Genomic DNA, 24,364 nt, shown 5'->3' on the forward strand with positions numbered 1-24,364 from the left:
TTTTGCCTGGAGGGTAAAACAATGATTTGGGTAAACGTTCATTTCCCCGATAAGCTGTGTACAGCTCATAAACCTACTTGTGGCCATATTCTTCAAGAGGAAACGAGCCTAAAAGGAATTCGAGAAATCAGAGGCGATGGTGGCTGGTATGATTTCACGATCGTTGATGAGGCATTTTTATGGTCGAAAAATAACTATCCACATTATGAATTTAAGAAATGTGGCAAGTGCAAGCCATAAACAACAGTATGACGAAAGGAGACGGGAAATGGCAAAAGATTTGGATTTTGGATAGCGGAAAAGGGGCTCCAAGTTGAAGCGTTAAAGGTGATCTCAAATTCTACACGAGTTTGTCATGTAGCGAGAGAAAAAGCCAAATCATTACTTCAATGAGCGTAATAAAATCCAAGATGTATTTTGGAAGGTATATGCTGTTCTTGGGCGAAATTAAGGATTGATTGAAGCGGAGAAAAGAGATAATTTGGGAGGTTAATGAAATGGCACAACATCTTTCAATCCGTATTCCGTGGAAAGATAACGGCTATCACGGGTTGGTTTGCGATAAACCTTGTTATAACAATGCTTGTCTAAGATTGAAGAATATTGCCGACAGCCGCGACGACGAATTTGAAACAAAGCTTGCTGGACTTCCAATTGCCGGGCATGAACAAGTCATTCCCTGCGTTTCCGAAGGCAGTGTTTTTATGTCAGAAAACACGCATTCTAGAACATCAATTCACCCATATAAAGAATCTAACTCTTCCACACACGGACATTTTCGTGACACGGAGTTGGTCTTTCACCCATACTCTTTACCGGCTCGTCCATTCGCCTGGACGATGCTTCGCAAAGGGAACGATAAGAACGACGAGAATATTCAGCGTTTGGCAGAAAGACACAACATTGATTATGATCTCAAGAGAGAACCCAATTTACCTTTCACGACCAACTGGGTACAGGACGCCGTCAATCAAAGGGCGATTTTTAAATCCTTTTACCAGGACGTGATCCCAGACAAATCACTGGTGGTCGTCTATGCGAAACAAGTTCCTTTCATTGATGATGCCAAACGCGTCGTGATGGGCATCGGGTTTGTGAATTCCGTTACCGAGCCGCCAGAGCACAATCATACTGAGGATGGCAATCTACGTTCAATTCTTTGGGAAACGATGATTGGGCACTCCATACGCAATGATCGCAGGAATGGTTTCCTTTTTCCCTATCGCGAGATGATGGAATACGCCATAACCCATCCCGATTTCGACATTCGGACCATAACTGTATTTGCGGAAGATGATTATTTTGAAGAATTTTCATATGCAACGGAGCATGTGTCATATGATGCGGTTATCAGTATTCTGCTGCAAACCATCAAGGCTTTAGGAATCATAAAAGACTGCATACCTGGAAATTGGCAGGAGTGCATCGATTGGGCTTACAATCGCTTAAATGAAGTTTGGCTCGATCGTGGGTCATTCCCCGGATTGGGAGCAATGCTTCGCGCCATGGGCTTCAAGTTGGGATTTGTAATGGCCAATGAAATCAAAAACAAGATCGGCACTAACGTATCCTATGAAGAGTACGTTTATGAAGCACTTCGCGCTCCGAAAGATTACTTTGGCGGGAATATTCCCGCTTCAATCGGGAAAACGGAACAAAGCGCATTCCTTAACCTCTTAGCTGAACGAAAAAACCTTTTCTGGCTGCTGTCACGGTTATCCTTAAGTGTTGAACAAGCCAATGTCCTGTTTAACCCCGAATACCGCCAGAAAGCAGGGATTGATTGTTCCGACACAGAGGTCATTGAAAATCCATACCTACTCTATGAACGCACAAGAAAATGTGCTGACAATAACAAGATTGCGATTCGAAAAGTGGATATGGCAATATTCCCACCCAAAGAAATACGTGATCGCTGTCCGCTGTCGTACCCTACAGCATTGGACTCTGAGAATGACAAACGCAGAATACGCGCAATTGCCGTCAGCGTCCTTGAAAAACAAGCCGAATCCGGGCATACGATTTATCCGCAAAGCAATCTGATTATTGAAATGAACGAATTGCCGATTGATCCAGGGTGTCGGGTTACAAGCGATGTCTTCAACAGCATACACGGCTTTCTATTTGATGAGCTTACAATTGTCGAATGCGCGGACGGTAGCATCGCTTATCAACTTAGCCGACTAGCGCAATTTGACGACGTGATCCGAAAAGCTGTTGATAAGCGAGTTAATGCCAAGAGACATGAGGTTTCAATAGATTGGAAGCGTATTGTTGACGATGCATTTGAGTCATCTGAACTCACGGATTCTGAAAGACGCGCACGGGAGGAAAAGACCGCTATTTTAAAAGAGCTTGCCGAAGCTCGTCTTTCCGTGCTTGTTGGAGGCGCGGGCACCGGTAAAACAACGTTGTTGTCGTTGTTGTGCAAATCACCGCAAATTCGTGACGGAGGGGTACTGTTGCTGGCGCCTACGGGAAAAGCTCGTGTCAGAATGAGCCAAGCCATGCATAAGCAAGGTGTCCATTTTAATGCCAAGACTGTTGCTCAGTTTCTCATCCAGAACAGCAGATTTGACTATAATGCCATGCAATATAAGTTGTCGGATGTCGAAGCGACAGACGTTCCTCTCACAGTTATTATTGACGAATGCTCGATGCTGACGGAAGAAATGTTCGGCGCGCTTATGCAAGCCTTGCGAAGGGCTCAACGCATCATTTTCGTAGGAGATCCTAACCAGTTGCCTCCTATAGGCGCTGGAAGACCTTTTGTGGATCTTGTCCGCCACTTAAAAAAAGACATTCAGGATTTTCCTCGTGTCGGGAAAAGTTATGGTGAATTAACAGTAACCCGTCGGCAACAGAATGAAGATGGAGTGGAACGGGCTGACACTTTGTTGTCCGAGTGGTTCGCTGATACGAACGCAGAGCTTGAGGATGAAATCTTCGTACGTCTACAGGGGAATCAGTGCGGAAGTAACATTACATTCAAGACGTGGAAGACGACTGAAGAATTGGAAAAACTCGTACTTGAGACGATTACACAAGAAACTGGAATGTCTGACGTCGACGATGTCAAGGGTTTCGATCAGTCATTGGGCGGTGTCATCACTAATGGATGGATGAACTTCGGTGCACAACCGCAAAAGGTGGACGATTGGCAAATCTTATCCGCGTACCGCAACAACGCTTCGATCGGAACAGCTACGATTAACAGATATATTCACGGGCAGTACCGTTCAAAGGAAGCAATATCAATGGGTGAATTCAAAAAGCGCGGTACGAAAAATGTACTTGGCACAGACGGTATTGTTTATGGTGACAAGGTAATTAACATTCGCAATCAAAAACTGACTGGGTATCCGGAGGATAACTGCCAAAACTTCGTCGCCAATGGCGAAGTTGGAATCGTAGAACGGATTTGGCAAAAGCCTAAGGACAAGAAAAACACACATCAAGTCCGGTTCAGTTCACAACCTAATCATAATTACAATTGGTCATCTGTGGTAAGTGACGAAGGCGGATCCGACCTGGAACTCGCCTATGCGCTTACTGTTCATAAGGCTCAAGGGAGTGAGTTCCGGAAGGTCATTCTTGTTCTTGGAGAACCGTGCGGCTTGTTGTCTAAGGAGCTGATCTACACCGCGATTACTCGGCAAACGGACCGACTTGTTATCTTGTATAACGATGAAGCTTATCATTTGAGAAACTATTCTTCGAAAGTATATTCGGACATCGCGCGACGCTTTACCTGCCTGTTTGAAAAGCCCCAAATCGTTGAATATAAGAAGCGGTATTATGAAGCTTCACTGATTCACAAAACGCTGAAAGGTGAGTTGGTACGTTCAAAATCGGAAGTGATTATCGCCAACATGCTTCAAGAATCCGGAATTGCTTACGAGTACGAGAAAGAACTTGACCTCAAAGAGGATGGGTTGAAAATCCCAGACTTTACGATTGATGATGCTGAAAGCGGCATGCTGTATTACTGGGAGCATTGCGGGATGATGGCGGATAGTCAATATAGAAAACGATGGGAAGATAAGAAAGCCGTTTACAAAAAACACGGCATTATCGAAGGTGAAAACTTGATTGTGTCATATGATGATATTAACGGAAGTATCGATTCTGTGGCGATCAAGTCGCTTATAGAAAAGTATCTGCTATAAGGATTGTTGTAATCTCTTATTAGGCTAAAATATCATACAGAGGTTATTTGAAATAGCGCGCCAGCCTTAATTTCATCCTACAGGTACTTGAAAAGGGGCGTTTTCATGACTTACTTTTGTAGATCACGTTCTATCAAGTTAAAACAAGCAAAAGTGTACCTGAAAGATCGTAATTTAGGAGGAAACGGTCTCTTTACGTCGAATATTAGGAATAAAGTACTACCTGCTCCATTTTTAATTAGTCATTCATAGGAGTATCCCTACATGATTAGTATCGGTGAATCAGCTTGTTGGTAAATTCGCACATGCGCATACGTCAGGCTGCAGTTGAATGCAGTCGTTTCGTATGTTTTTTTTTTGCTGAGAATCGGGAACAGCTTCGCCAATATCCATTAGACAGAGGTGTATAGCATGTCTTTTAACAAATTTGTGATGAGTAAACCCAGACCACTACCGGTGATCCTTCTTCTCGATGTCAGCGGCAGCATGGATGGGGAAAAGATCGAATCATTAAATGCTGCCGTTCGCGATATGATTTCGTCTTTCTGCGCCGTTGCCGATGCGCGCGGCGAGATTCACGTAAGTGTCATAACCTTTGCGACTCAAGCGAGCCAATTCATTACGATGACCCCGGCAAAGGACATACAGATGCCCGCCCTGGAGGCAGATGGCAGGACAAGCCTCGGGGCGGCTATTGGGTTGCTCAATTCGATCTTGAACGATACAGAGCAAATTCCGCCGCGGGCTTATATTCCGACAATTGTGTTGGTCGGTGACGGGCGACCGACCGACGAATGGAGAATGCCTTTGGACGAATTGATGGGATCCCCTCGCGGCCAGAAAACGGTTCGGCTTGCTATGGGAATCGGCGATGACGCGGATTATTCCGTATTGAAGGCCTTCGTTAATGACGAGAAGATCGGAGTGTTCAAAGCAAGGGATGCGAGATCGATCAAGGAGTTCTTCCAATGGGTCACGCTATCCGTAACCTCACGAACTGCCAGCCAGAATCCGGATGAACCGATCTTTGCTTTCGATGATCGGGACGACACAAAGTTCGAATTCTAGGGGGCAGGCATGAACGGTGATTCGGTAATTTACTCTAGTCCTGTGGCCCCATACCGTTGGTGCGCCATCACTGTGTCCCAGATCGGCCCTGGGCATGTTCATGACGGCATGCCCAACCAGGATGCGGTCTGCGTCCTTCCAATTGACGATGACATGGTACAAGGGCTAGCCATTTCGGTAGCGGACGGTCTGGGAACGTGTATGTCCTCTGATATCGGCTCCGCCTTCGCTGTGAGGGTTGCCTGCGAGCAGTTGGGTAAGCATTTTAGGAGGATCATGGAAATTGACAAGGAGACGAACGAACTTTGGAACATCGGGTTTGGGATCTCAGCGGCATCAATTAGTATTGTGACACAGTGGCGAGCATGGTGCGGGCTTCAGCCGAATGAACTTAAGGACTATTCCAGTACCTGTTTGGTTGCCGGATCAGACGGCCGAATGGTATGCGTCGGGCAGCTCGGTGACGGACTAGCCGTCGCACTAATGGAGGATCGAGACTACCGTATCGTCGGTAAACCGAGGACCACTTTCTCCAACATCACTGAATCGTTATCCGATACCAATGCGGTGGATAAGTGGAGCTGGTCCATATTCGATGCAGGTGACATTCCGCTTTTGGTTTTTCTCGCAACTGACGGCATTTCGGATGATCTGGATCCCGAGATGATAAGCGAATTCCTGAATCAGTTATACGACGATCTTTGCCGAGACGGAGCTGAGGTGCTGAACGCCCGACTGCAGGAATGGCTACGTGACTGGCCGACGGAAGGCCACAGTGACGACAAATCGTTGGCTATCCTGTTTCGGATCGCCAGAAAGGAAGAGTGATTATGACCTTACATCCGAAAGCGGGAGACGTTGTAACCGACGTAGAGGGGCGTGCCTATAAGCTGGGAGAAGTCATCGGAAGAGGCGGACAAGGAATGGTGTTTCGTGAGGCGAATAATCGGCTTGCGATCAAGATTTACACCGGCAAGGATCCTGCGGCACAGGCCGAATTTCAGCAGCGTTTTCAGGCTATGGCCTATCGGAAAACTCTCCCAGACAGCCTTGTCAAACCGGAGGCAGTACTCGCCCCACCTTATATCGGTTATGTGATGCCGCTGATCAAGAAGCACACAGCACTGAAGGAATTGTCCTATTACGACGGGAGTCAGGGCCTAGATGAATGGTACAACGGATTGACAGGAGGCTTGAGAAGAAGGCTTGTCCTGGGCGCCAAGATTGCGAGGGCCTTCTCGGACATTCAGTATTCGGGGCTCGCCTATTGCGATATTTCTCCTAACAATGTACTCATCTCAAAGGAAACCAACAAGTCGACGATCTGCCTGATCGATTGCGACAACCTGACCATACCGGGAGCAGCTAAATATATGGCGATCGGTACACCTTGGTACATAGCGCCGGAACTGCTTGTGGGTAGTCATCTGGCGGATTCCCTTTCAGACGGTTATTCGCTGGCGGTTCTGCTGTTCCAACTGCTTACACTCGAACATCCCTTGATGGGAGACGCTGTCAAGGAGGGCCCGCCGGAGCTCGAGAAAAAAGCGCTTCTCGGCGAATATCCTTATATCGCCCATCCAACTGATACCGGCAACCAACTCTCCACCGGTCTTCCCCTCGATATCGTTCTATCGAAAAGGCTTCAGCAGCTTTTTACGCGCGCTTTCGTTGATGGATTAAGGGACCGAACCAAGCGGCCAACGCCTGGGGAATGGGAAGAAGCGCTCTGGATGGCTAGTTATATGACGTGTAGATGTCCGCGATGCAACTCGACCCAATATGCCGTTACCGTCTCCATGAAGGAGTGTCCTTGGTGCGACTATGCTTTTGAAAGTTCGGCTATCGCGCTCTTCCAATCTGGTCTAATTGTCGAAGGCGAGAAAGGTTCCGAGTGGAAAGCCACAGACACGGTAGGGGCGCTATGTCTCGATTATGAAATGAACTATGTTCCGTACCGCCTGTGTGTACCAGGCGCTTCTGGAGAATGGGGAGATAAGACGGCCGCCGTCATTCATCGCGTCCGAGATTCAGAAGAGTTTATTCTAGAAAACGTATCAGATCTCGAGCTGCGCGTGCTTGGGGGAAAGGGCTGGCAGCGTCTGACTAAGGGGAAGAATGTCCCAGTCGCACCCGGAAATCGTGTGCTGTTCCCAGCGCCCGGCGAGGGGCAACACATGACCAGGCGGTTGGCCCGCATTCACAAAAGCCAGTTCGGTGCTGGATGATTTATAGATAAAGGAAGTGACGGTATGGAGGCAGCAAGACTCCAATTCGGTAAAATTCGGATCGGCAAATTCAGTGCCCAATTAACGGAGCTTCAGGTTGGTGACTTCATCGGTATCACCACGATGATGGACGGGCAGTGCTACTTCCAACACAAGAGCGGTAATATCTATGTTGAACCCCTGGACGCTGACGCCCGTTACAGCGTCCAGGATGCTGACAATTATCCGGATCAAGCCATCCATTGGATTCAATCGTTGGACGAGAAGAAGAATAGAGTCACGGTGCAAAGTCATCTGTTTCCGGCGACTATTAACCTGCTGGAATCGATTAAAATCGGGGTTACTGACCGTGCTTTAGCCTATATCCGCAAAGACCATAACATGGATCCGCTGACGTTCATTCGTGAACGGTTCGTATTCGGGAACTTGTCGTTCTGCAGTCTGTACGGCAAAGATGTGAAGAGTACTGGCGCTTTTACGGTCATGGGAGCCGGCTATATGCTTCATGTGGAGAAGCATTATAACAATACGTGGCGTGTGACGAAGATGCGTGAGTTGAAGGCTCATAACCGGAACCAGGATGCAATTACGCTTGTCAAACCTGGCTTCACCTTTACGGTAGAATCGGAAGCATCGCAGAATGCTGTGTTCAATACCTCGCAGTTAGACCAGATCGTGAAGGAAGCTAACGGATACCTGTCTATTTGGGATAATTACAATACCTTGGAAGAAACCTTCATCAAAGACCGCTTCGCACATCTGGGGAGAATTCGTTACCGTTCGGTGCGCAATGTTCCAGGAAGCGAAGGGAAGCGAATAGCTTTCGGACTTGAAGGTGAGGCGTCCGATGCCTGGATCGAGGGCGAGCTCTTTGATGTGGAGGCACTTCCGATGATGGAAAAGCTGTCGGATGATCCCTTTGCCCGTTATGAAGTGCCACCTGTGCCAATCGGCGCGGTGATATCCGTCAAACGAGATACCATCATTGTGGAGCTCGACGGGGAGGCCGATCATATTCCTCATGAAGGTTATTTGCAGCTCTCTGTCATGGGGGATCGGCCTCGAATCAGGAGACGCTCGATTGCACGGGATCTTATCTTGAACAGGAAGGCGGAAATTCCTTACCTGATGAACCTACTCGAAATGACGGATTTTCGGGTAATTCAGCCGAGGCGGCAAGAACCGCTTGATGCGCAGCTTGCCGCTTCTTTGAAGCCGAATCAGGGGCAAGTTGAGGCGCTTGATGCCGCGTTGAATTCACCCGATATTGCGATTATTCAAGGTCCGCCGGGCACAGGAAAAACCCGAGTGATAAAGGCCATTGTAAAGCGATTATACGAGATCAATAAGGATAATCCACAGTTCGGTGTCTTGATTTCATCCTATCAACACGATGCAGTAGATAATGCCGTTGACGGTTTGGTTGTAGCTGGGATGCCGGCTGTACGTTTCGGCGGACGAAGGGGGATGACCCAGGACTTTCAAGACGATATCGGCCGATGGATTGCAGACAAATCCCGCGATCTCGCATTGACCTCGGGCCATTATCGCGAGAATGAGCTGGCGAAGGTGTTTCGTGAGCTGAAGCAGTTGTTCGGTCACTGGCGCGTATCTCCAGGAGGAGTTTCGGGTACGCGAAGATTTCTCCTTAAGCTGGAGGAATTCTGTGTCCTTCATCTTGGGGGTCACTGGCCGGAGAAGATTCAGGCTCTTCTCGGCAGCCTGTCTTCATTCGGAATGCTGCACCACGATGCGGGTCCGGCAATGACGGAGTCGGAAAGAGCACGACTGACGGAGCTTCTCTCCATTCAGCGCACGACGGCGAAGGCCTTCGATGACGACGGTGCTTTCGCGGCCTCCCGACTATCTCGTTTTCTGTCGTCCTGGAAGGACGCTTTTCCGTCGGGACTGATTGGTGCGGTTGAAGCGGCCGCGTCATGGGAGGACGTGCCTGTATCCGAGAATAAGGAAGGCTTTGAGGAATACGTAATGGTCGTCGAGCAATTGAGAAAAAGGGCCCAGTCGCCGATTCAGGAGATCAATCTAGGACAGGCCGACGTACCTCATCCGCTCGTCGAGCAGTTCTGTGTCAGTATGCTGGACGAATTGAAGGATCAGCTTAGCCGGACGACAGTGGGGATTAGCGAAGCTCTAGATGATTTCATTGCGACGTTAAAGTCCGATCCTGAGGGAACTAGGAACATGCTTCGCCGCTATTCGACCGTAGCCGCGGCAACCTGTCAGCAGTCGGCGCAACAAGATATCGAGAAGGAGCGCCAATCCTTCGACGTGGTCATCATTGACGAGGCTGCCCGCGCGAATCCACTCGATTTGTTCATTCCGATGGTGAAAGGCAGGAAAGTGATTCTGGTCGGTGACCAGGCTCAGCTTCCGCATGTGCTAGAACGGAATATTGAGCGTGAGCTGACGAAGTCGGAAGGTGCCACGCAGGATGTTATCAGCGTAAGCTTGTTTGAACGGTTGTTTGAGCACTTTGCTGAGCTCGAGAAGACTACGGGAATCCGGAGAACGGCGCGCCTGAATACACAGTATCGGATGAATAAGGCGATCGGTCAATTTGTTGCTGACCAATTCTACGATTATGAGATTTTTAGCGAAGTTGACGACGGAGAGAAATCACACGGACTCCCTATGTATGGAGGCAAGCCGATCGCCTGGGTCGACCTCCCCCGTACGCTTGGTGTAGAGGAAGGTCGGCAGAGTTACCGGCGGAAGGTGGAAGTACATGTGCTCTTCGAACACCTGGAGCGTATCCTGCGTGAAACTAACGAGAACGCTCAGTTATTCACTGTCGGGGTCATAACGTTCTACAAAAATCAGGTCAAAGAGTTGTTGGAAGAACTGGACAAACGAGTCTTCCCTGAGCATTGGCTGAATCGAATCAAAATTGGAACGGTGGATGCCTTCCAGGGACGGGAATTCAGTGCCGTGTTACTGTCCACGGTACGTTCGAATCCGCATAAGGACATTAGGAGAAGGGTCGGCTTCCTTGAACTTAGAAATCGGCTCTGCGTAGCATTCTCCCGCGCGCAAAAGCTGCTTGTGGTTTTCGGGGATGCGGAAACCGTCGCCGGCATGGGTGACGAAGTACTCATTCCTTCTCTTCATAAGTTTTATTCCCTATGCAGAGGGGAGGACGGCTATTTTGAACGTCGCGCTAGATTATAAACCAGAAGGATCGGTCCTTAGCTTTGGTCAGCCGCCCGCTTCCGCGCTTCACAGGATGACGCTCACTTGGCCAGCCTTCGCATGGCGGATTATGGCACCGGCACCGAGGAACAATCCGTACGATCCACTTCAAATGATGGTACTAAAACTGATCAGAGCCGGCTGCTCAGATGCGGTCCGCATCGCGTTTTTGACAGGCATAGATCATAAGTTGATCAAGAACATTCTGGCCGGTTTGCAGGTCGACGATCTCATAGACAAGAATGTCAAGCTTACGACAGATGGGGAATCGCTGCTCCGTGCGGATGTAGAAGCCGATGAACTAACCAGCGATAGCCAGATGGGCTGGATGTTTACATGCCGCATCTCGGGAGATGTGCTTCCTTGCTTTCATATCGGGGAGCTTCCTTTTGCGAGACATTACCAGCTTAAAGATATTGTATCCCACCTGCCTCCGGGAAGCGCCTATGTGCGTCCTCCGAAGCCGCCGGAGCCGACGCCTGTGTTGGAATCAATCCGGAGATACAGACAATTGTTCAAGCTGACAGAAATGATGGTAGCGAGTGAGCAAGCGGAGTACGACTATACGGTGGATATCGAGGACACCGAGAATTGGAGGCACTCGGAGGAAGAAAACGAACATAGCCACATGGGAGCCGACATCACGAATTTGATGAACATCAACCGAGTGTTAATTCTACCTTCAGAGCCCGAGCCTGTAGCCCTTATTTTCCAGATGTTTGCAGAGCAATCGTCGCCGGGTGAGCCATTCGTTCAAAGTCCGTTCGGTATGGCAGGCGGCTTCCGCTTCCGTAAGGTGCTCGAGCGGTATGCCAGGGAGCGTGAGGATGTCGAGTGGATATGGTCGGAGTTCCGGACGGATGCGATACGCCTGTTCAACGACAGGAACCGGGACAAGACTGATGCTGTGACTATCACTAGCATGGCTGAGCATCAGGTAGAGCTGAGCTTGGGAGCTTCAATTAAGGACTATGACGATCGGCTCCATAAAGATCTGGTTCGAATGGAAACAGATATGATCCATCTTCATAACGGGTTTGAGCAGTACGACAGTTTGGTCTCGCGAGGGCAGAAGGTGCTTGAGCGGTTGTTCAACGAGATGATCAAGTCACTGCAGCTTCGGCGTCATACCATCCGAAGACTTCCCGAAGATGTCGAGACCCGCATCAGAGTTATAGATCAGGATGGAACCAGTCTCGGTGCAGCGACTGTTCCTGTATGCTTCGGAACGCCCCGACCGGGAGCTGTCAGCCACGCGGCAACGGGCAACGGTAAAGTTTCGTTGGCTCCCCGAATCACCGCGCTAATCCTGCATGCTGCGGGATCGCGAAGCCCCGAACATCCGATGTTTCGGATGATCCAGCTGGATCCGGATCTGCTACGGAAGATCGCGGACGTTTGCGAAGCGCGTAACACTGAATCTCACGCCAGTGATGAACAGGTACAGAGCCTATACGGAAAGGAACAGATATTGGAATTGTCGGCCGCGTTTATTGCAAAGGTCTATCATATCATCAGACTGGCCTTATTTAATATATTTAATCTGGCGGAGGAACAACATGGCGAAGAATCGAGATAAATCTAGAAGGGTGTCAGCACAACAAGCTCAGAACCGCGCAACGGCCCAGACAGCTGCAGCCGCAGCTATAGTGTCAGACGAGGCAGTTTCCATTATCGATTCGAAAGACAGTGAAATGGTTCGAGTTCTGGAGGACCAGCTTCTTGTTGCAATGACGGAGCTTGAACTGATTAAGAGCGATCTTAAGGCTGCAGCTGAACGTGAACACGAGCGCTACTTTCAAGAGCAATCAGAACAGCTTGCAGCCATGAAGGTCGAAATGGAGGAACTAAACAAAAAGGCTGCGGCGGCCTTAGAGAAAGAACGCGCCACCCATGAGATTAGTGCTGGTAAGCTAGTGGCCAAAGCGGAGAAGGAAGCCGAATCGCTGAAGCAGAAGGCACAGTCAGAAGCCTCAAAAATCAAGGAAGAAGTCTTGAAGGAAAAGTTGATTCTTCTCCAGCAGGCGGAGGATGAGAAGCTGAAGGTGATCACACAGGGGTATGACGATATTACGAAGCAGAAGCAGGAATTGACCAGGCTCCATCAGCAGGAATTCCAGCGGCTGATGGAAGAGCGTCAGTCATTTGAACGTGAGCAATTGCTGATTGAGAAGGAGAAGCAAGTGCTGGAGAAGCAGAAACAGAGAATTTTGTTGATGCAAGAGGACCTGGATAATGAGCGTAGTCTGATCGAGGAGAGCAAGCAATCACTGAAGGAACGGGAGATGCGGCTGTCACCAGCCGAGGTGGAAAGACTTCAGTTGGAGTTGTCAGTTGCGGAGCAGAGGCTGCAGGAGCAGCAAAAGATGAATCGTTTGCTGTCCGAAGAACTGAATAAGTTGCGCGAATCCTCCCGTCTACTAGGCGGTCGCTCCACTGAATCTGTATTTGAAGAAATGCTGGATTTGCGCACCAGAAACAGCGAGTTGATGGATGAGGTGTCCAATCTGCCTTCTCTGCAGGAAGCCGCACGCCTCAGGGAAGCCGCACGTGATCTGTCGGTTCTTCGGGCGCAGAACCAGGATTTGCAATCCGAGATTTACCGGATGCGTAGCTTGATTGGTAATCAGACTATTCATCTTACGGAGATGTCCTCCCTCAAGGCACAGAAGGAAGCCATGGAGATCATTAACAAGCAACTGCGCGAAGAAATCAACCTCAACACAGAGTTGATGAAAGGCAATGTAGAACGTGCCTATCCGTCCTTGTCACAATTGGATGATAATGAGGATAACCAGATTCGGACGGAAGCCAGGGTCAGAACGCATCCGATCGATCTGCATGCGCTGGTCTCACAGACAAGGACGATCATGGCCCAGATAGAGCCCAAGCCACGCTACTATGAGCCCGAAGTGATTCAAGCTTTTGTCGCCGGAATGGCATCTTCACGGCTCTTAATTCTACAAGGTCTTTCGGGAACAGGGAAAACAAGTCTCCCGCGTTTTTTCGCCAAGGCCATTGGAGGCCATGAGATGGTTATTCCGGTACAGTCGAACTGGCGGGATAGAAACGATCTATTCGGTTATTACAACGACTTCACAAAAAAATATACGGAGCGAAGCTTTTTACAGGCGTTGTATACGGCCGGTCTCCCGCGTTACCGTAACCGTGCGTTCTTTATCGTGTTGGACGAATTCAATATTTCACAGGTGGAGTATTATTTCGCTGATATTCTGTCGGAGATGGAGCGAGACAATAATCAGGAAAATTGGCAGGTCGAGCTCATGCCGCACAACCCGACGGCTGACAAGGGGCCGTCCTTATTACGGGACGGCCGGATTCTTCCGATACCAACAAATGTTTGGTTCATCTGTACGGCTAACAGAGACGAGTCGACGTTCCCCATCAGCGATAAGGTATACGATCGGGCGCAAATTTTACAGTTTGATGGGATCAACGAACCGTTCCGACCTGAGCGCAAGCTTAATCCGCTCGACATTGATGTCAATGCGCTCCAGCTTACCTTCGAAGAAGCGGCCAATACGGGATTATCCAAAGAGGCTGCCGCATTCATAGAGCAGTTCGGCAAAGAGTTGAAGCAATCTATGCAAGTGGCCTTTGGTAATCGATTCCTCGAGCAGGCTGCAAGCTATGTGCCCGTGTTTACCGCATCCGGATCGGCCAGCGAAGGCGTTCCGCTGGACTGGCTTCTCGCCCGAAAGGTACTGAGGAAGATCGAATACCGTCCGAACCGGATTGAGCAGTTGAAGAAGCTATTAGAAAGTTTATCCCAGCTGTGGGTATGGAAGGAGAAGCCGGTTCATTGCCGGATGGTCATCGAACAGGAGATCAGGCGTCTGGGTGGCTCAGTATGAAACTGCTTTTCGTCGATCGAATAAATGGACATACATATTCTTCCGATCAAATCGAAGGCCTGCTTCAACAGGGGCGATGGTTGTTGCAGGTTATTCCCGGAAATAATGGGCTTTCGAAGCTCGTCTACAACGACGTTAACCTTCCGCTTCCTGAGAGCGTAGAAGATGTTATCGAGCTTCCTGTCTTTCCAGATCCTCAGGGGCGGTTTGAACTGCAATGCTTCGATAGGACGGGTACTCGCCATTCCTGGGAATTGACGCAGCCGGAGGGGAGTGCACTCCCAACCGAGCTGGCTGCTTTCATCGGTGACTTTAACCGTCGGCTGAAAAATCAATGCGCGGAGCACCGGTTTCGATGGTCAGGACTCGAAAACATCTCCTTCTTTGCCTCAAGGGAGTTGAGCTCCACAGCCGAATGGACCGAGCTGGATGATATAATCGCCGATGCTATGCCAAGTATCTTATATATTTGCCATCGCCCTCGGCGGCATCTCATGACCCAGGATGCGCTGCTACCAGTTGAAGCTGTCAAGCGGGTAACGCCATCTACGCTTCATCATTTGTCCAGCCACAGTGAGCACTGGCTCACTCGTACAGTCACCGGTGTGAAGCCGAAGAGGCTGTTAAGCGAGGTGTACGAGGAAAAATACGACATCTATGAGAATTGTGTGCTGGTTACGCTGGTAAACCGCGTTTTTCATTATGTGTCAAGGAAGCTTGAGGCCCTAGAGAAGATTGAAATTGATCTGGTTCGTCAGCTTGAAGCCGAGCATTTCGCGACAGAGTTCCTTAACTTCCGTCGTCTGCAAAGGCTCCATGAGCTTTGGAAGCGCAATGACGATCTTAAATCAACTATAGACGAGATAAAAGCACTGAATGAGAGGATTGGTGCGCTTCGTGATCAGATTATCCAGACGATCTATAGTCCTCTTTATAGGAAGCTGTCAAGAGCTCAGGACATTTCTTCTCCATTAAAAGCGACTAACCTTTTTATTTTCGATCCGAATTACTCGAAAATCGCCCAACTGTGGGAGCATTTCGAATCATATGCGGATATGGAGAAGGAACAGCAAAAGTCCAGCGGGGAGGGGCAGGCAATCGCCTATTTCAATTTCTGCCTCATGGCTATCCTCTTTGCGCTCAAACAGCTGGATTACGTACCACTAAACGGTCATGACGCGATTGACTTATGGTCCGAAACCTTCAAGGGCGAGGCAGAATTGACCGCTATGAAAGGAAACTGGAAAGTAACCATATCCGTACGGGAAGAACGAAGAATGCCCCTGATTCGGATTCGTATCCAGAACTCGTTCGGTATCCCTGATAAAACAATCGAGTTGTTGGCCGTCGCATCTATGCTTCCCAAGTACGAAAATGAAGCTCGCGATTGGATTGATTCGCTTTACGGGGCTTCCGATTTACGGGACGGGGTGGTTCGGTATATTGTCCACCTAAGCAGCCTTGATGCGTTACCTGATAATCTGGATCCGTCATACGTGAGGCTGAGTTCGACGCTTGGAGATAATTTCATGTCCAGACGGGAGTATGACCTGTACGGCGGCGGAAGGCTCGGCCTATTTGCCCTGTCTCCTTGGGACGCCAACTCAATTGAACGTCTCGGAAGGGTTTTGCTATTACATACAACTGGAGAACAGTTGATGCTGATGGATCGTGCCGATGCACTACTCTCATTCATTCATTTCCTTGCCTACCCGAATATTCAGGAGCTTAAACAGTTTGTGCGGCAGAACCGATCTTCCATCCTCTCCTCGGGACCCTCGGGAACCCGAAGCGCGGTGTACAACAAGCTAGTCAGTCTGATAGCTGAAAGGGACAGAAGGCAGTTCGACACGATTTGGAACAATGCGCAGCTACTACCACTAACCGAATGCCCGGTGTGCAGTTCAGAGAATATACACCGAGAGGACGGGGACAGCACCTGTAAAAACTGCCATTCATCCTGGGGCATGCGCCTTTGCTCGGGATGCGGCAGGCCAGTTCCGAAGCTGGTAGCGGGCCTGAATCTGGAGGAGGCGATTTCCCCGGGGGATTACAAGCGGACGGCCATCACGATGGAAAATCTGCTTGGACGTGATATGCTTTCACCGCTCTGTGAATCTCGGAGTCATTTCGGATCTATGTGGGTGATCTGTCCGCACTGCGGTAACTGTAACAATGCAGATAGCTGCCAGGATTGTACGCATTGCCGCTCGCTCGCGGAAGAGTAAACATGGGGCTACAGAAAAGGAGACAAAATGGGGATTACGAAAGCGGACTGGGAGAAACGGATTGCGGGCAGATCTGATCTTACAGGAAGGCTTACACACCTGACCAAGCCAAAAGGGATCGATCTGACCGGCCTTTCCTTTGACGAACTTAATCTGAGAGCCGTTGATGCATTGATCGCTATTCTAAAGGAGAAGAGAATTTATGGAAGCACGACACATTCCGGTTATATCGTAGGAGGAACGAAAGCGGTCTGCTTCCAGGATGCTCCGTTGTACGCAATTGCTCAGAATGTTGAATTGGAGCGTCAGCGTAGAGAACAGAATCCGAAAGAGAAGCTTCGCTACTGCGGTGTCGGCTTGTCCTTTATCAAACCAGATATTTATTCTGCATATGGTGGCCGCCCCGTCTTGTATGAGAAAACGGAGGTTGCAAAGCGCTTTCTTGAGAAAAACGAGTGGTGGAGAATTGTAAATCTAGACTACGCCAAAAATTCTACTTGGGATATTATTGATTGGACCCATGAAAGGGAATGGCGGGTTCCTGATGATATGTCGTTCCAATATCATACCGGTCAAGTGCACGTCATTGTGTACAATCCGGCCTGCGCAAGCTATTTCTTGGAGAATTGTCCGAAAGAAATTCTCAAGGAGATTTATGGGATGACGACGTTGAAAAGTGTACTGATGTAGCGAAAGGAGAAGCTTCTATGAGGCGTGTAATCATAACGACAGTCGGCACAAGCTTGTTGAATTCCTTTGAGAAAACAATCGTTATGCCAATTCGCCTATCGGCAGGTTTTTCGTATCCCATATGGGACGTGTTGACGGTGTAAGCGACAAAATGCCTGATCGCCTGGAACTACTTGCAGCACTGGAAGGCAATGAGCTACCGGTTCAGCTAAGGAGCTTTTTCAACAACTATTTGAGCGAATTATATACTGATTCCTATTAGTCATTTTTATGGCGAAGTCAGGAAGCTATTTAAGAAAATATTCGATACGGTGCCATTTGTACTGCGCTCTTTTTAGATGAAATGGTGCATCGCAGCCAAGATGAGTTGTATATGGAATATGTAGAAACACAAAATCAGGCATTGAGGTACCTGCTGTTTACGACCGCAGGTGCGGAATACATTAAGGTTGAAGTGTTTCCGGGTATGGAGAGGGAAACGTTGAGATTGTTGGGGAAAAAATATATCCATAATGTGACCCCCCCATGTGAGGTGATCGATTACTCCAATTGTATACGTTACTTTATAAATTCGATGTTGCAGATGGTGGGACAGGTTATTGTAAAGAAACGGATGGACAGAGAAGGATGCGGTTTATCTTTAAGTAGCAAGAACAGCTTCGAATTCCTAAGAACTTCTGGATGGAATGGCTTGTTAGTTTTTTGATTGGAAACCAAAGTGGTGAAATTGGGACAAAAGCTCAGATGGTGCACACAAGATTGACAATCACGACCGGCCGCAAACTGCGCAGGTAAATTACAAGCGTCAGTTTGAAGCCGAGCGTGATTATTTAATGTATTAGGAGGCAATAGCTGCTGGTTGCCGACACAATGCTAATACAGCAGCAATACTTAAAACGTTTATTAAATTGTACCGACGCTGCTCTAGAAGTATCGCGTATTCATAGCCTAAGAATTAGGAATGGCTGATTCCCTGAATTATTCACTTAAAAGAGTATTAAGTCGTGATTTCGAACACATTTTACCAAGGCTAAATAACTCGAGGTTGGACGAAAAAGTTTTTATCAAAAGTTACAATTATTCATTTAGAAAATTTTTCGTGGATGGTGAAGACATGGGGATTCTTGACTTTACTGAAATTCCAGACGGAGAAGCATTTGAAAAATTTGCATGTGCCTTTCTCCCCTTAATAGGTTTGAGAGTAATCGATGGCCCGGATCGTGGACCAGATCAAGGGAGAGACTTGCTTGCCGAAGCAGAAATAATTAAAGATGGCGAACAGAAAGAGTTAGTTCAACCATTTGGTCAAGAGGTACATCACATATTAGCAACGGATTCACAAGGTGCATCAATAACTAAATGGCTCATTAGCTGCAAGCATTTTGCAAATGCGCGTGATGGAGACGGCCGCGCTGTTGGTAAGGGGGATGAACGTGACATTATTGATAGAACTCTCTACTATGAATGCGATGGGTTTATGAGTTTCTGTTCGACAATTCAATCAAGTACTCTAAATGCTTATGGTAGGAAGTTTGTAGAACTCAAAAAATTGAGAGATTATCAGGGATATCATAGTGGCAATATCGAACAGGTACTTTTAAGCTCAGTAGATGGAGAAGCAGTGGCAAAGATATATTTTCCGAAATCATATGGTGAATGGGTTAGAAACGGTAGAATCGATAAAGTTACACATGAGCTTCGAATGAAACTGCTTAAAGTCTACGATAATTATAAAGATATTCTTATAGCAAACTTGATAATGCTTAGTGTAGCAAAATCATTAGTTATTGCAGGAGCCCCAATTGGAGCTGATGTAGATATCATGGAAAATCTTATTGGGGAAGCTAAAGAGATGATGGATTTTGAACATAATACTTCTTATACGACTGATCAGCTGGATGAACTTATGGGCAAAGTGAATGAGTTGGGTGATAAGATCGGAAATGCCATCTTTGAATTTAAAGAGAGTTTAGGTAAATAACTCGACTGTTGCAGTTTCATAGACAAAGCGATGGAAATGGACAGACCAATAGCAGGATCGGTGGTTCAGTCAATTAGGTGGGTATCTTGAGGTGCTTAAGGATGTCGAATAACGGCTTCTTCTCCAAGGCTTGCTTGTTGTAAAAAACACTATTACAAATGTGGAAGTCGAAAGAATAGAAATCGCACAAAGCGATAAAAGCATTGACACAGAAGATAGAATTAAAAAACTTCAATCGATCCTAGAAAAAAAGTTAAAAAGCTCTGAAGCCAGCATGGGTTAAACTATTGTGAGCTTATAGCATTATCTCAAGTCAAGGAGGGGTGCCTATGAAGATTAAGCTGTATTGGGCAAATTGTGACCTTAAAATGTTCGCCGCCTCAATCTGATCTTATAGAAGATGGGCGTCCTCACAAAAACCGGGAACGGCTGGCTCACTGGAAAAGAAGGTATGAAATATACTTTTTACAGGTGCCCGGTATACCGGCCGGATCTCTGGCATCCGGAGATTGTTGAGGCTGTTGCGGAATTTATAAAGCGACAGGGATAATTTGCTGATATAGTCACAACAACATATTTGTTTTTGCAGACAATAAAGTATTATGGAGGAGAATATTATGGGATTATTTGGTGACCTTTTCAAAAGCGGTTTCGAAAACTTGCTTGACACAGCGTCAGATGAAGAACTTGCAGATGAGTATGAAACAAGAAGGTTAGAATGGCTAAAAGATGGTGGCGGCGACAGAACCAATGAAATGGAAAGATTAAACGATGAAATGGTTAGACGGTCGAATGAAAAATACGAAAAGGAGCATCCGAACGCAAAAGCAAGACATCGTGAACACGGCTGGTATCTGTCCAACGATGACTAACTTAATAGCCGTTTGTTGCGGTTGTACCCTCAATGCGGATGGATTCGATTTCGATTATGAAATTCGACTCTATGATGACCCGAATGAATTGCGAGATGAGATCTTTAGCAAGAATCAGATGAATAATAAGGCAAGAATGCTGGCTGGATACTGCTGGGATTGGAAGAGGATGGAAAAAACAACCCTGGCGTTCACGATATTCAATTGGATCGTTATCAATTTTTTATGAGCTGGAACCTTAGCAATACGACAACCTGGGGATCGTCGGCTGCATATACATACCTCGCAGGGGCTAGAGTTTGATTATGTCGGGGTCATCATTGGCGAAGATATAGCGTATTGTTACCGACCCGTTCAGACGTGCGAAAACGGACAAGTCTCTTTCAGGCTTCAAGAGCTTGTATAAGAAGGATAAGGACGAGGCGCTCCGAGTGGCCGATCAAATTATACGGAACACCTACAGGACGTTAATGACCTGGGGCACGAAGGGATGCTTCATTTACTGCGTAGACCCTCATTTGAAGGCGTATTTGCAGAGGCGATTAGCTATTCAAAGCTCGGCGGCGATTTCGTGATTTTTCGATTTTTTGAATTAATTGGCGAGAACTTCGACGATGCGAGGCTGGGTACATTATTTTTAGTGCGCACCTTATCGCCCAAATAAACAAGATGTACAGATCTACGATTACATAGATTTGCAAGTCCGAATGCTGATGAGGGCTATCAGATAATGAGGTATCGAGGTTTGAGCTTGTAGTCTCTAGACCAATTTCCGATGTCAAAAAAAAGCTGATGAAACCTTTAACACAAGGACTTCAACGGGATTGTAGTTGATGTAAAATTGATGTAAAACATCAACAGAAACCATCGGAATGCACCCAAACAGAACGGAAGCCAATTACCAAAAATCCCGTCAAATCAAGGCTTTTGCGGATTACAACAGACCAGATCCGAATCCAATCTGTTCCCGCATACGGTGCATGTTGGATCGGTAGCGTTTTTACAAATTAAATCGTTTATATATCCCAAAAAACAAGTGCGATCTAAACAAATGCACTTGTTTTTCTTTCCTTGCATCTTACAAAATCCTACCAGATAAGACAGAAGTCATGGTACAATTTACCCGTGGTAAAACTAATGAAAGACTTTATATAGAACCGTGGTAACTTCGCAGTCATGTTTCGGAATTCTTTCTAGAGTCATAATCCTCCTCTTATGAACCTTCAGACGAAAGGAAAATTTTAATATGCCAATCTACAACAAACTAGTCCGCGACCGAATCCCGGAAATCATCTCGAGGAATGGGAGTGTCTCTAACACCCGAATCCTTGACGAAGCCGAATACAAGACGGAACTCCGAACTAAGTTAGCCGAGGAAATGAACGAATACCTCGAAGCCACTGACGATAAAAACGCCATGGAAGAACTGGCAGATATTCTTGAGCTTCTCCATGCATTAACGTCTATCCACGGATCAACAGTGGAACAACTCGAGTCCATACGAGCAAATAAAGCAGAGAAACGTGGAGGGTTTAAGGAAAAGATTTTCCTTATCGACGTTCAAGATGCCTGACATTAAACTGATTACGGAAAATTTAGTGGATGAATTAATCCCTGGGATTGAGCGGGCAACGGGCATTTACATCATGACCTCTTTTGTAATGAAGTCAGGGGTACAAATTCTTGCCCCTTATTTGAAAGCTGCTGCGGATCGAGGAGCGGATATTAAAATCCTGTGCGGTGACTATTTATTTATCACTCAACCAGAAGGACTGCGGGCTTTGGTCGATATCGATGATCGAATAGAGGCAAGGCTGTGGCATAGCAGAGGTGCATCCTTTCATCCAAAAGCATATTTAATGGACTATGAGAATGGAGAAGGATTACTGGTTGTTGGCTCGTCCAATCTATCGCGCTCGGCATTTCGTATGGGGGTTGAGTGGAACTTAGCGATGAATGCCGAAGCGGAGCCATATACGTTCCAGGTGGCCATGGATAAGTTCATGAACCACTTTTACGATGAGTGCACAGTTACTCTACATCAAGAGTCGATCGCTTTATATGAAAAAGATTACCAAGCCCATAAACAGAAGAATCCCGAGTTGGTCCGAACCGTTACAGAGATAGAAGAATCAGAGTTGATGCTTCCTCATAAAAAATTACAGGTCGCTGATCAACATGATGAAAAGCAGGCACATATACATATTCTTGAACCGCGCCCAGCGCAAAAGCAAGCTTTGGAGGCATTAGAGAAAACGCTAGAAGAACAGTATGACAAAGCTATGGTTGTCATGGCGACCGGGCTTGGTAAAACGTACTTAGCGGCTTTTTTTGCTCAAAAGTATAGAAGGGTACTTTTTGTTGCTCATCGTGAGGAGATTTTGCATCAAGCGCAGAAAAGTTTTCAAGATGTTATGCCGGAGAGAACTGTAGGACTCTACAATGGTGTAGAAAAGGAGCTGACATCGGATTCCATTTTCGCCTCCATTTATACACTTGGCATGAAAAAGCATCGGGAACGGTTTGCGCCAGACAGCTTTGACCTTATCGTTGTCGATGAGTTTCATCATGCCGCGGCTAAGACATATCAGTCTATTTTAGAGTATTTTCGACCGGCCTTCATGCTCGGCATAACGGCTACTCCTGACAGGATGGATGGTAAAGATGTCTTCGCACTCTGTGATGGTAATGTGGCTGTCCAGCTGCATTTTCTAGAGGCTATTCAACGTCAGTGGCTTTGTCCGTTTCGTTATTATGGCGTGTATGATCAAACTGACTATTCGGCTATTCCGTGGCTCGGTTCGCGTTACGACGAAGAAGAATTGCTTGCGGTTCAGCTTCGTGATGAGATGGCGGAAAACATTTATCATGCATGGCAGCAGCATAGACAGACCAGAACGATTGCATTCTGCTCTTCTATAAGACAGGCTAATTTTCTAGCTAGCTATTTCATACGCCAGGGTATACCTTGTATTAGCCTTCACTCGCGAACCTCTGAGATGAGCCGGAGTGAGGCGATCGACAAGCTTACGAAGGGCAGTCTGGAAGTCATTTTCACAGTCGATCTTTTTAATGAGGGCGTAGATATTCCGGCGGTTGACACGCTTTTGTTTGTACGTCCGACAGAGTCTCTTACGATATTTACACAACAAATTGGTCGTGGTTTACGGCTGCATGCAGGTAAGGAGTACTGCACGATTATTGACCTTATAGGTAATTATCGGAATGCGGATATTAAGCTGAGTCTTTTTGATACGGGCCGTGGTGAAGTTGAAAAGGGTAAATCAAAAGTGATCCCCGAGGTTCCCGTTGATTGTGAGCTCCATATCGATTTGAATGTAATTAATTTATTGGAGGAGTTATCCCGGAAAAAGCAACCCCGTAAGGATAAGCTGCGCGCAGCCTATTTTGATTTGAAACATGAATTAGGGAGACGACCGACTTACCTTGAGCTGCATCTGCAAGGCAAAGAACCAAGCCGCGAGTACTGGCAAGAGTTTCGCTCATACGTGGGCTTTCTATCTTGGGCAGACGAACTCGATGCTCAGGAAAAGGAGGTGTTCCTCCGTTACGAGCATTGGCTGAAGGAAGCAGAAAGTACGGTCATGACCAAGAGCTATAAGATGACGGTTTTACTCTACATGCTTGAACGTGGCGTTACAGAATGGATGAAGCCTGTAACCTCAGTGGAGGTTGCGCCTTACTTTCATCATTTTTATATGGAGAAAGAATACCGTAAACGTATCGACTTTTCTGATTCAGAGAGCACAAAGCTTTGGAATTACGATGAGAACAGAGTGGCGAAGCTTGTTGCAACTATGCCTATGAGCAAGTGGAGCGGGAGTTCAAAGGGACTTATCACTTTTGAGAATGGTGTTTTTACATTGAATTTTGATGTTTTACCGGAGGATATGGAGATTCTGTATTCTTGGACGAGGGAGATTTGTGAGTATAGGTTGCATGCTCATTTTGAGCGGCGGGGGAACACATCTGATTGATTATTTACGAAAGTATTTAACTACATAAAATTAAGACAGCATACA

General features: G+C 47.2%; 15 protein-coding genes and 1 pseudogene. All 16 read left to right on the forward strand.

All coding sequences use genetic code 11. From position 1 onward, the window contains the following. The first annotated feature begins 21 nt into the window (after positions 1 to 21). Positions 22 to 240 (forward strand): hypothetical protein, encoded by a 219-nt coding sequence (locus PUT07_RS30810; protein WP_274472611.1) that lies wholly within the window; start codon positions 22 to 24, stop codon positions 238 to 240. Between the two features lie 257 nt (positions 241 to 497). Beyond that, positions 498 to 4,169, forward strand: a complete 3,672-nt coding sequence (locus tag PUT07_RS30815) for an ATP-dependent DNA helicase (protein WP_274472612.1) — start codon at positions 498 to 500, stop codon at positions 4,167 to 4,169. A gap of 411 nt (positions 4,170 to 4,580) precedes the next feature. Further along, the gene (locus PUT07_RS30820) at positions 4,581 to 5,237 is read left to right on the forward strand and encodes a vWA domain-containing protein (RefSeq protein WP_274472613.1); all 657 of its coding nucleotides are present in this window, start codon (positions 4,581 to 4,583) and stop codon (positions 5,235 to 5,237) included. A gap of 72 nt (positions 5,238 to 5,309) precedes the next feature. After that, entirely contained in the window at positions 5,310 to 6,065 is a 756-nt protein-coding gene (locus PUT07_RS30825) for a PP2C family serine/threonine-protein phosphatase (RefSeq protein WP_274472614.1), read from the forward strand. A gap of 2 nt (positions 6,066 to 6,067) precedes the next feature. After that, on the forward strand, positions 6,068 to 7,465 hold the full coding sequence (locus tag PUT07_RS30830) for a protein kinase domain-containing protein (protein WP_274472687.1): 1,398 nt from the start codon (positions 6,068 to 6,070) through the stop codon (positions 7,463 to 7,465). Between the two features lie 24 nt (positions 7,466 to 7,489). Then, the gene (locus PUT07_RS30835) at positions 7,490 to 10,654 is read left to right on the forward strand and encodes a DEAD/DEAH box helicase (RefSeq protein WP_274472615.1); all 3,165 of its coding nucleotides are present in this window, start codon (positions 7,490 to 7,492) and stop codon (positions 10,652 to 10,654) included. Continuing rightward, on the forward strand, positions 10,632 to 12,254 hold the full coding sequence (locus PUT07_RS30840) for a hypothetical protein (protein ID WP_274472616.1): 1,623 nt from the start codon (positions 10,632 to 10,634) through the stop codon (positions 12,252 to 12,254). The genes PUT07_RS30835 and PUT07_RS30840 overlap by 23 nt, the downstream gene beginning before the upstream one ends. Then, positions 12,235 to 14,550 carry an AAA family ATPase gene (locus tag PUT07_RS30845; RefSeq protein WP_274472617.1) on the forward strand — a complete coding sequence of 772 codons (2,316 nt, stop codon included), beginning with the start codon at positions 12,235 to 12,237 and terminating at the stop codon, positions 14,548 to 14,550. Before PUT07_RS30840 ends, PUT07_RS30845 begins: the two co-directional genes overlap by 20 nt. Beyond that, positions 14,547 to 16,778, forward strand: a complete 2,232-nt coding sequence (locus PUT07_RS30850; protein WP_274472618.1) for a DUF2357 domain-containing protein — start codon at positions 14,547 to 14,549, stop codon at positions 16,776 to 16,778. Before PUT07_RS30845 ends, PUT07_RS30850 begins: the two co-directional genes overlap by 4 nt. Positions 16,779 to 16,805: 27 nt before the next feature. Then, complete coding sequence (locus PUT07_RS30855) at positions 16,806 to 17,468, forward strand: DUF2971 domain-containing protein (RefSeq protein WP_274472619.1); 663 nt, start codon at positions 16,806 to 16,808, stop codon at positions 17,466 to 17,468. 1,114 nt (positions 17,469 to 18,582) lie between these two features. Then, positions 18,583 to 19,449 carry a hypothetical protein gene (locus tag PUT07_RS30860; protein ID WP_274472620.1) on the forward strand — a complete coding sequence of 289 codons (867 nt, stop codon included), beginning with the start codon at positions 18,583 to 18,585 and terminating at the stop codon, positions 19,447 to 19,449. Positions 19,450 to 20,066: 617 nt separating this feature from the next. Beyond that, positions 20,067 to 20,321, forward strand: coding sequence for a hypothetical protein (locus PUT07_RS30865; protein WP_274472621.1), 255 nt, complete (start codon positions 20,067 to 20,069; stop codon positions 20,319 to 20,321). Beyond that, a pseudogene (locus tag PUT07_RS35695) lies at positions 20,314 to 20,727 on the forward strand (DNA/RNA helicase domain-containing protein). Before PUT07_RS30865 ends, PUT07_RS35695 begins: the two are co-directional and overlap by 8 nt. Before the next feature lie 84 nt (positions 20,728 to 20,811). After that, positions 20,812 to 20,985, forward strand: a complete 174-nt coding sequence (locus tag PUT07_RS30870; RefSeq protein ID WP_274472691.1) for a hypothetical protein — start codon at positions 20,812 to 20,814, stop codon at positions 20,983 to 20,985. Positions 20,986 to 21,567: 582 nt separating this feature from the next. Beyond that, the gene (locus PUT07_RS30875) at positions 21,568 to 21,894 is read left to right on the forward strand and encodes a nucleoside triphosphate pyrophosphohydrolase (RefSeq protein ID WP_274472622.1); all 327 of its coding nucleotides are present in this window, start codon (positions 21,568 to 21,570) and stop codon (positions 21,892 to 21,894) included. Next, a complete protein-coding gene (locus PUT07_RS30880; protein ID WP_274472623.1) occupies positions 21,887 to 24,319 on the forward strand; it encodes a DEAD/DEAH box helicase family protein in 2,433 nt (810 codons plus the stop codon). The genes PUT07_RS30875 and PUT07_RS30880 overlap by 8 nt, the downstream gene beginning before the upstream one ends. Positions 24,320 to 24,364: the final 45 nt, after the last annotated feature.

The organism is Paenibacillus sp. MAHUQ-63 (genome assembly GCF_028765165.1).
Taxonomy (GTDB): domain Bacteria; phylum Bacillota; class Bacilli; order Paenibacillales; family NBRC-103111; genus Paenibacillus_E.

What these genes read in the sequence shown, in the direction of transcription:
- PUT07_RS30855 (WP_274472619.1), top strand. Translation starts at nt 16,806, where the DNA reads ATGGGGATTACGAAAGCGGACTGGGAGAAACGGATTGCGGGCAGATCT.
- PUT07_RS30880 (WP_274472623.1), top strand. Translation starts at nt 21,887, where the DNA reads ATGCCTGACATTAAACTGATTACGGAAAATTTAGTGGATGAATTAATC.
- PUT07_RS30830 (WP_274472687.1), top strand. Translation starts at nt 6,068, where the DNA reads ATGACCTTACATCCGAAAGCGGGAGACGTTGTAACCGACGTAGAGGGG.
- PUT07_RS30845 (WP_274472617.1), top strand. Translation starts at nt 12,235, where the DNA reads ATGGCGAAGAATCGAGATAAATCTAGAAGGGTGTCAGCACAACAAGCT.
- PUT07_RS30865 (WP_274472621.1), top strand. Translation starts at nt 20,067, where the DNA reads ATGGGATTATTTGGTGACCTTTTCAAAAGCGGTTTCGAAAACTTGCTT.
- PUT07_RS30870 (WP_274472691.1), top strand. Translation starts at nt 20,812, where the DNA reads ATGCTTCATTTACTGCGTAGACCCTCATTTGAAGGCGTATTTGCAGAG.
- PUT07_RS30810 (WP_274472611.1), top strand. Translation starts at nt 22, where the DNA reads ATGATTTGGGTAAACGTTCATTTCCCCGATAAGCTGTGTACAGCTCAT.
- PUT07_RS30815 (WP_274472612.1), top strand. Translation starts at nt 498, where the DNA reads ATGGCACAACATCTTTCAATCCGTATTCCGTGGAAAGATAACGGCTAT.
- PUT07_RS30875 (WP_274472622.1), top strand. Translation starts at nt 21,568, where the DNA reads ATGCCAATCTACAACAAACTAGTCCGCGACCGAATCCCGGAAATCATC.
- PUT07_RS30835 (WP_274472615.1), top strand. Translation starts at nt 7,490, where the DNA reads ATGGAGGCAGCAAGACTCCAATTCGGTAAAATTCGGATCGGCAAATTC.
- PUT07_RS30820 (WP_274472613.1), top strand. Translation starts at nt 4,581, where the DNA reads ATGTCTTTTAACAAATTTGTGATGAGTAAACCCAGACCACTACCGGTG.
- PUT07_RS30850 (WP_274472618.1), top strand. Translation starts at nt 14,547, where the DNA reads ATGAAACTGCTTTTCGTCGATCGAATAAATGGACATACATATTCTTCC.
- PUT07_RS30860 (WP_274472620.1), top strand. Translation starts at nt 18,583, where the DNA reads ATGGGGATTCTTGACTTTACTGAAATTCCAGACGGAGAAGCATTTGAA.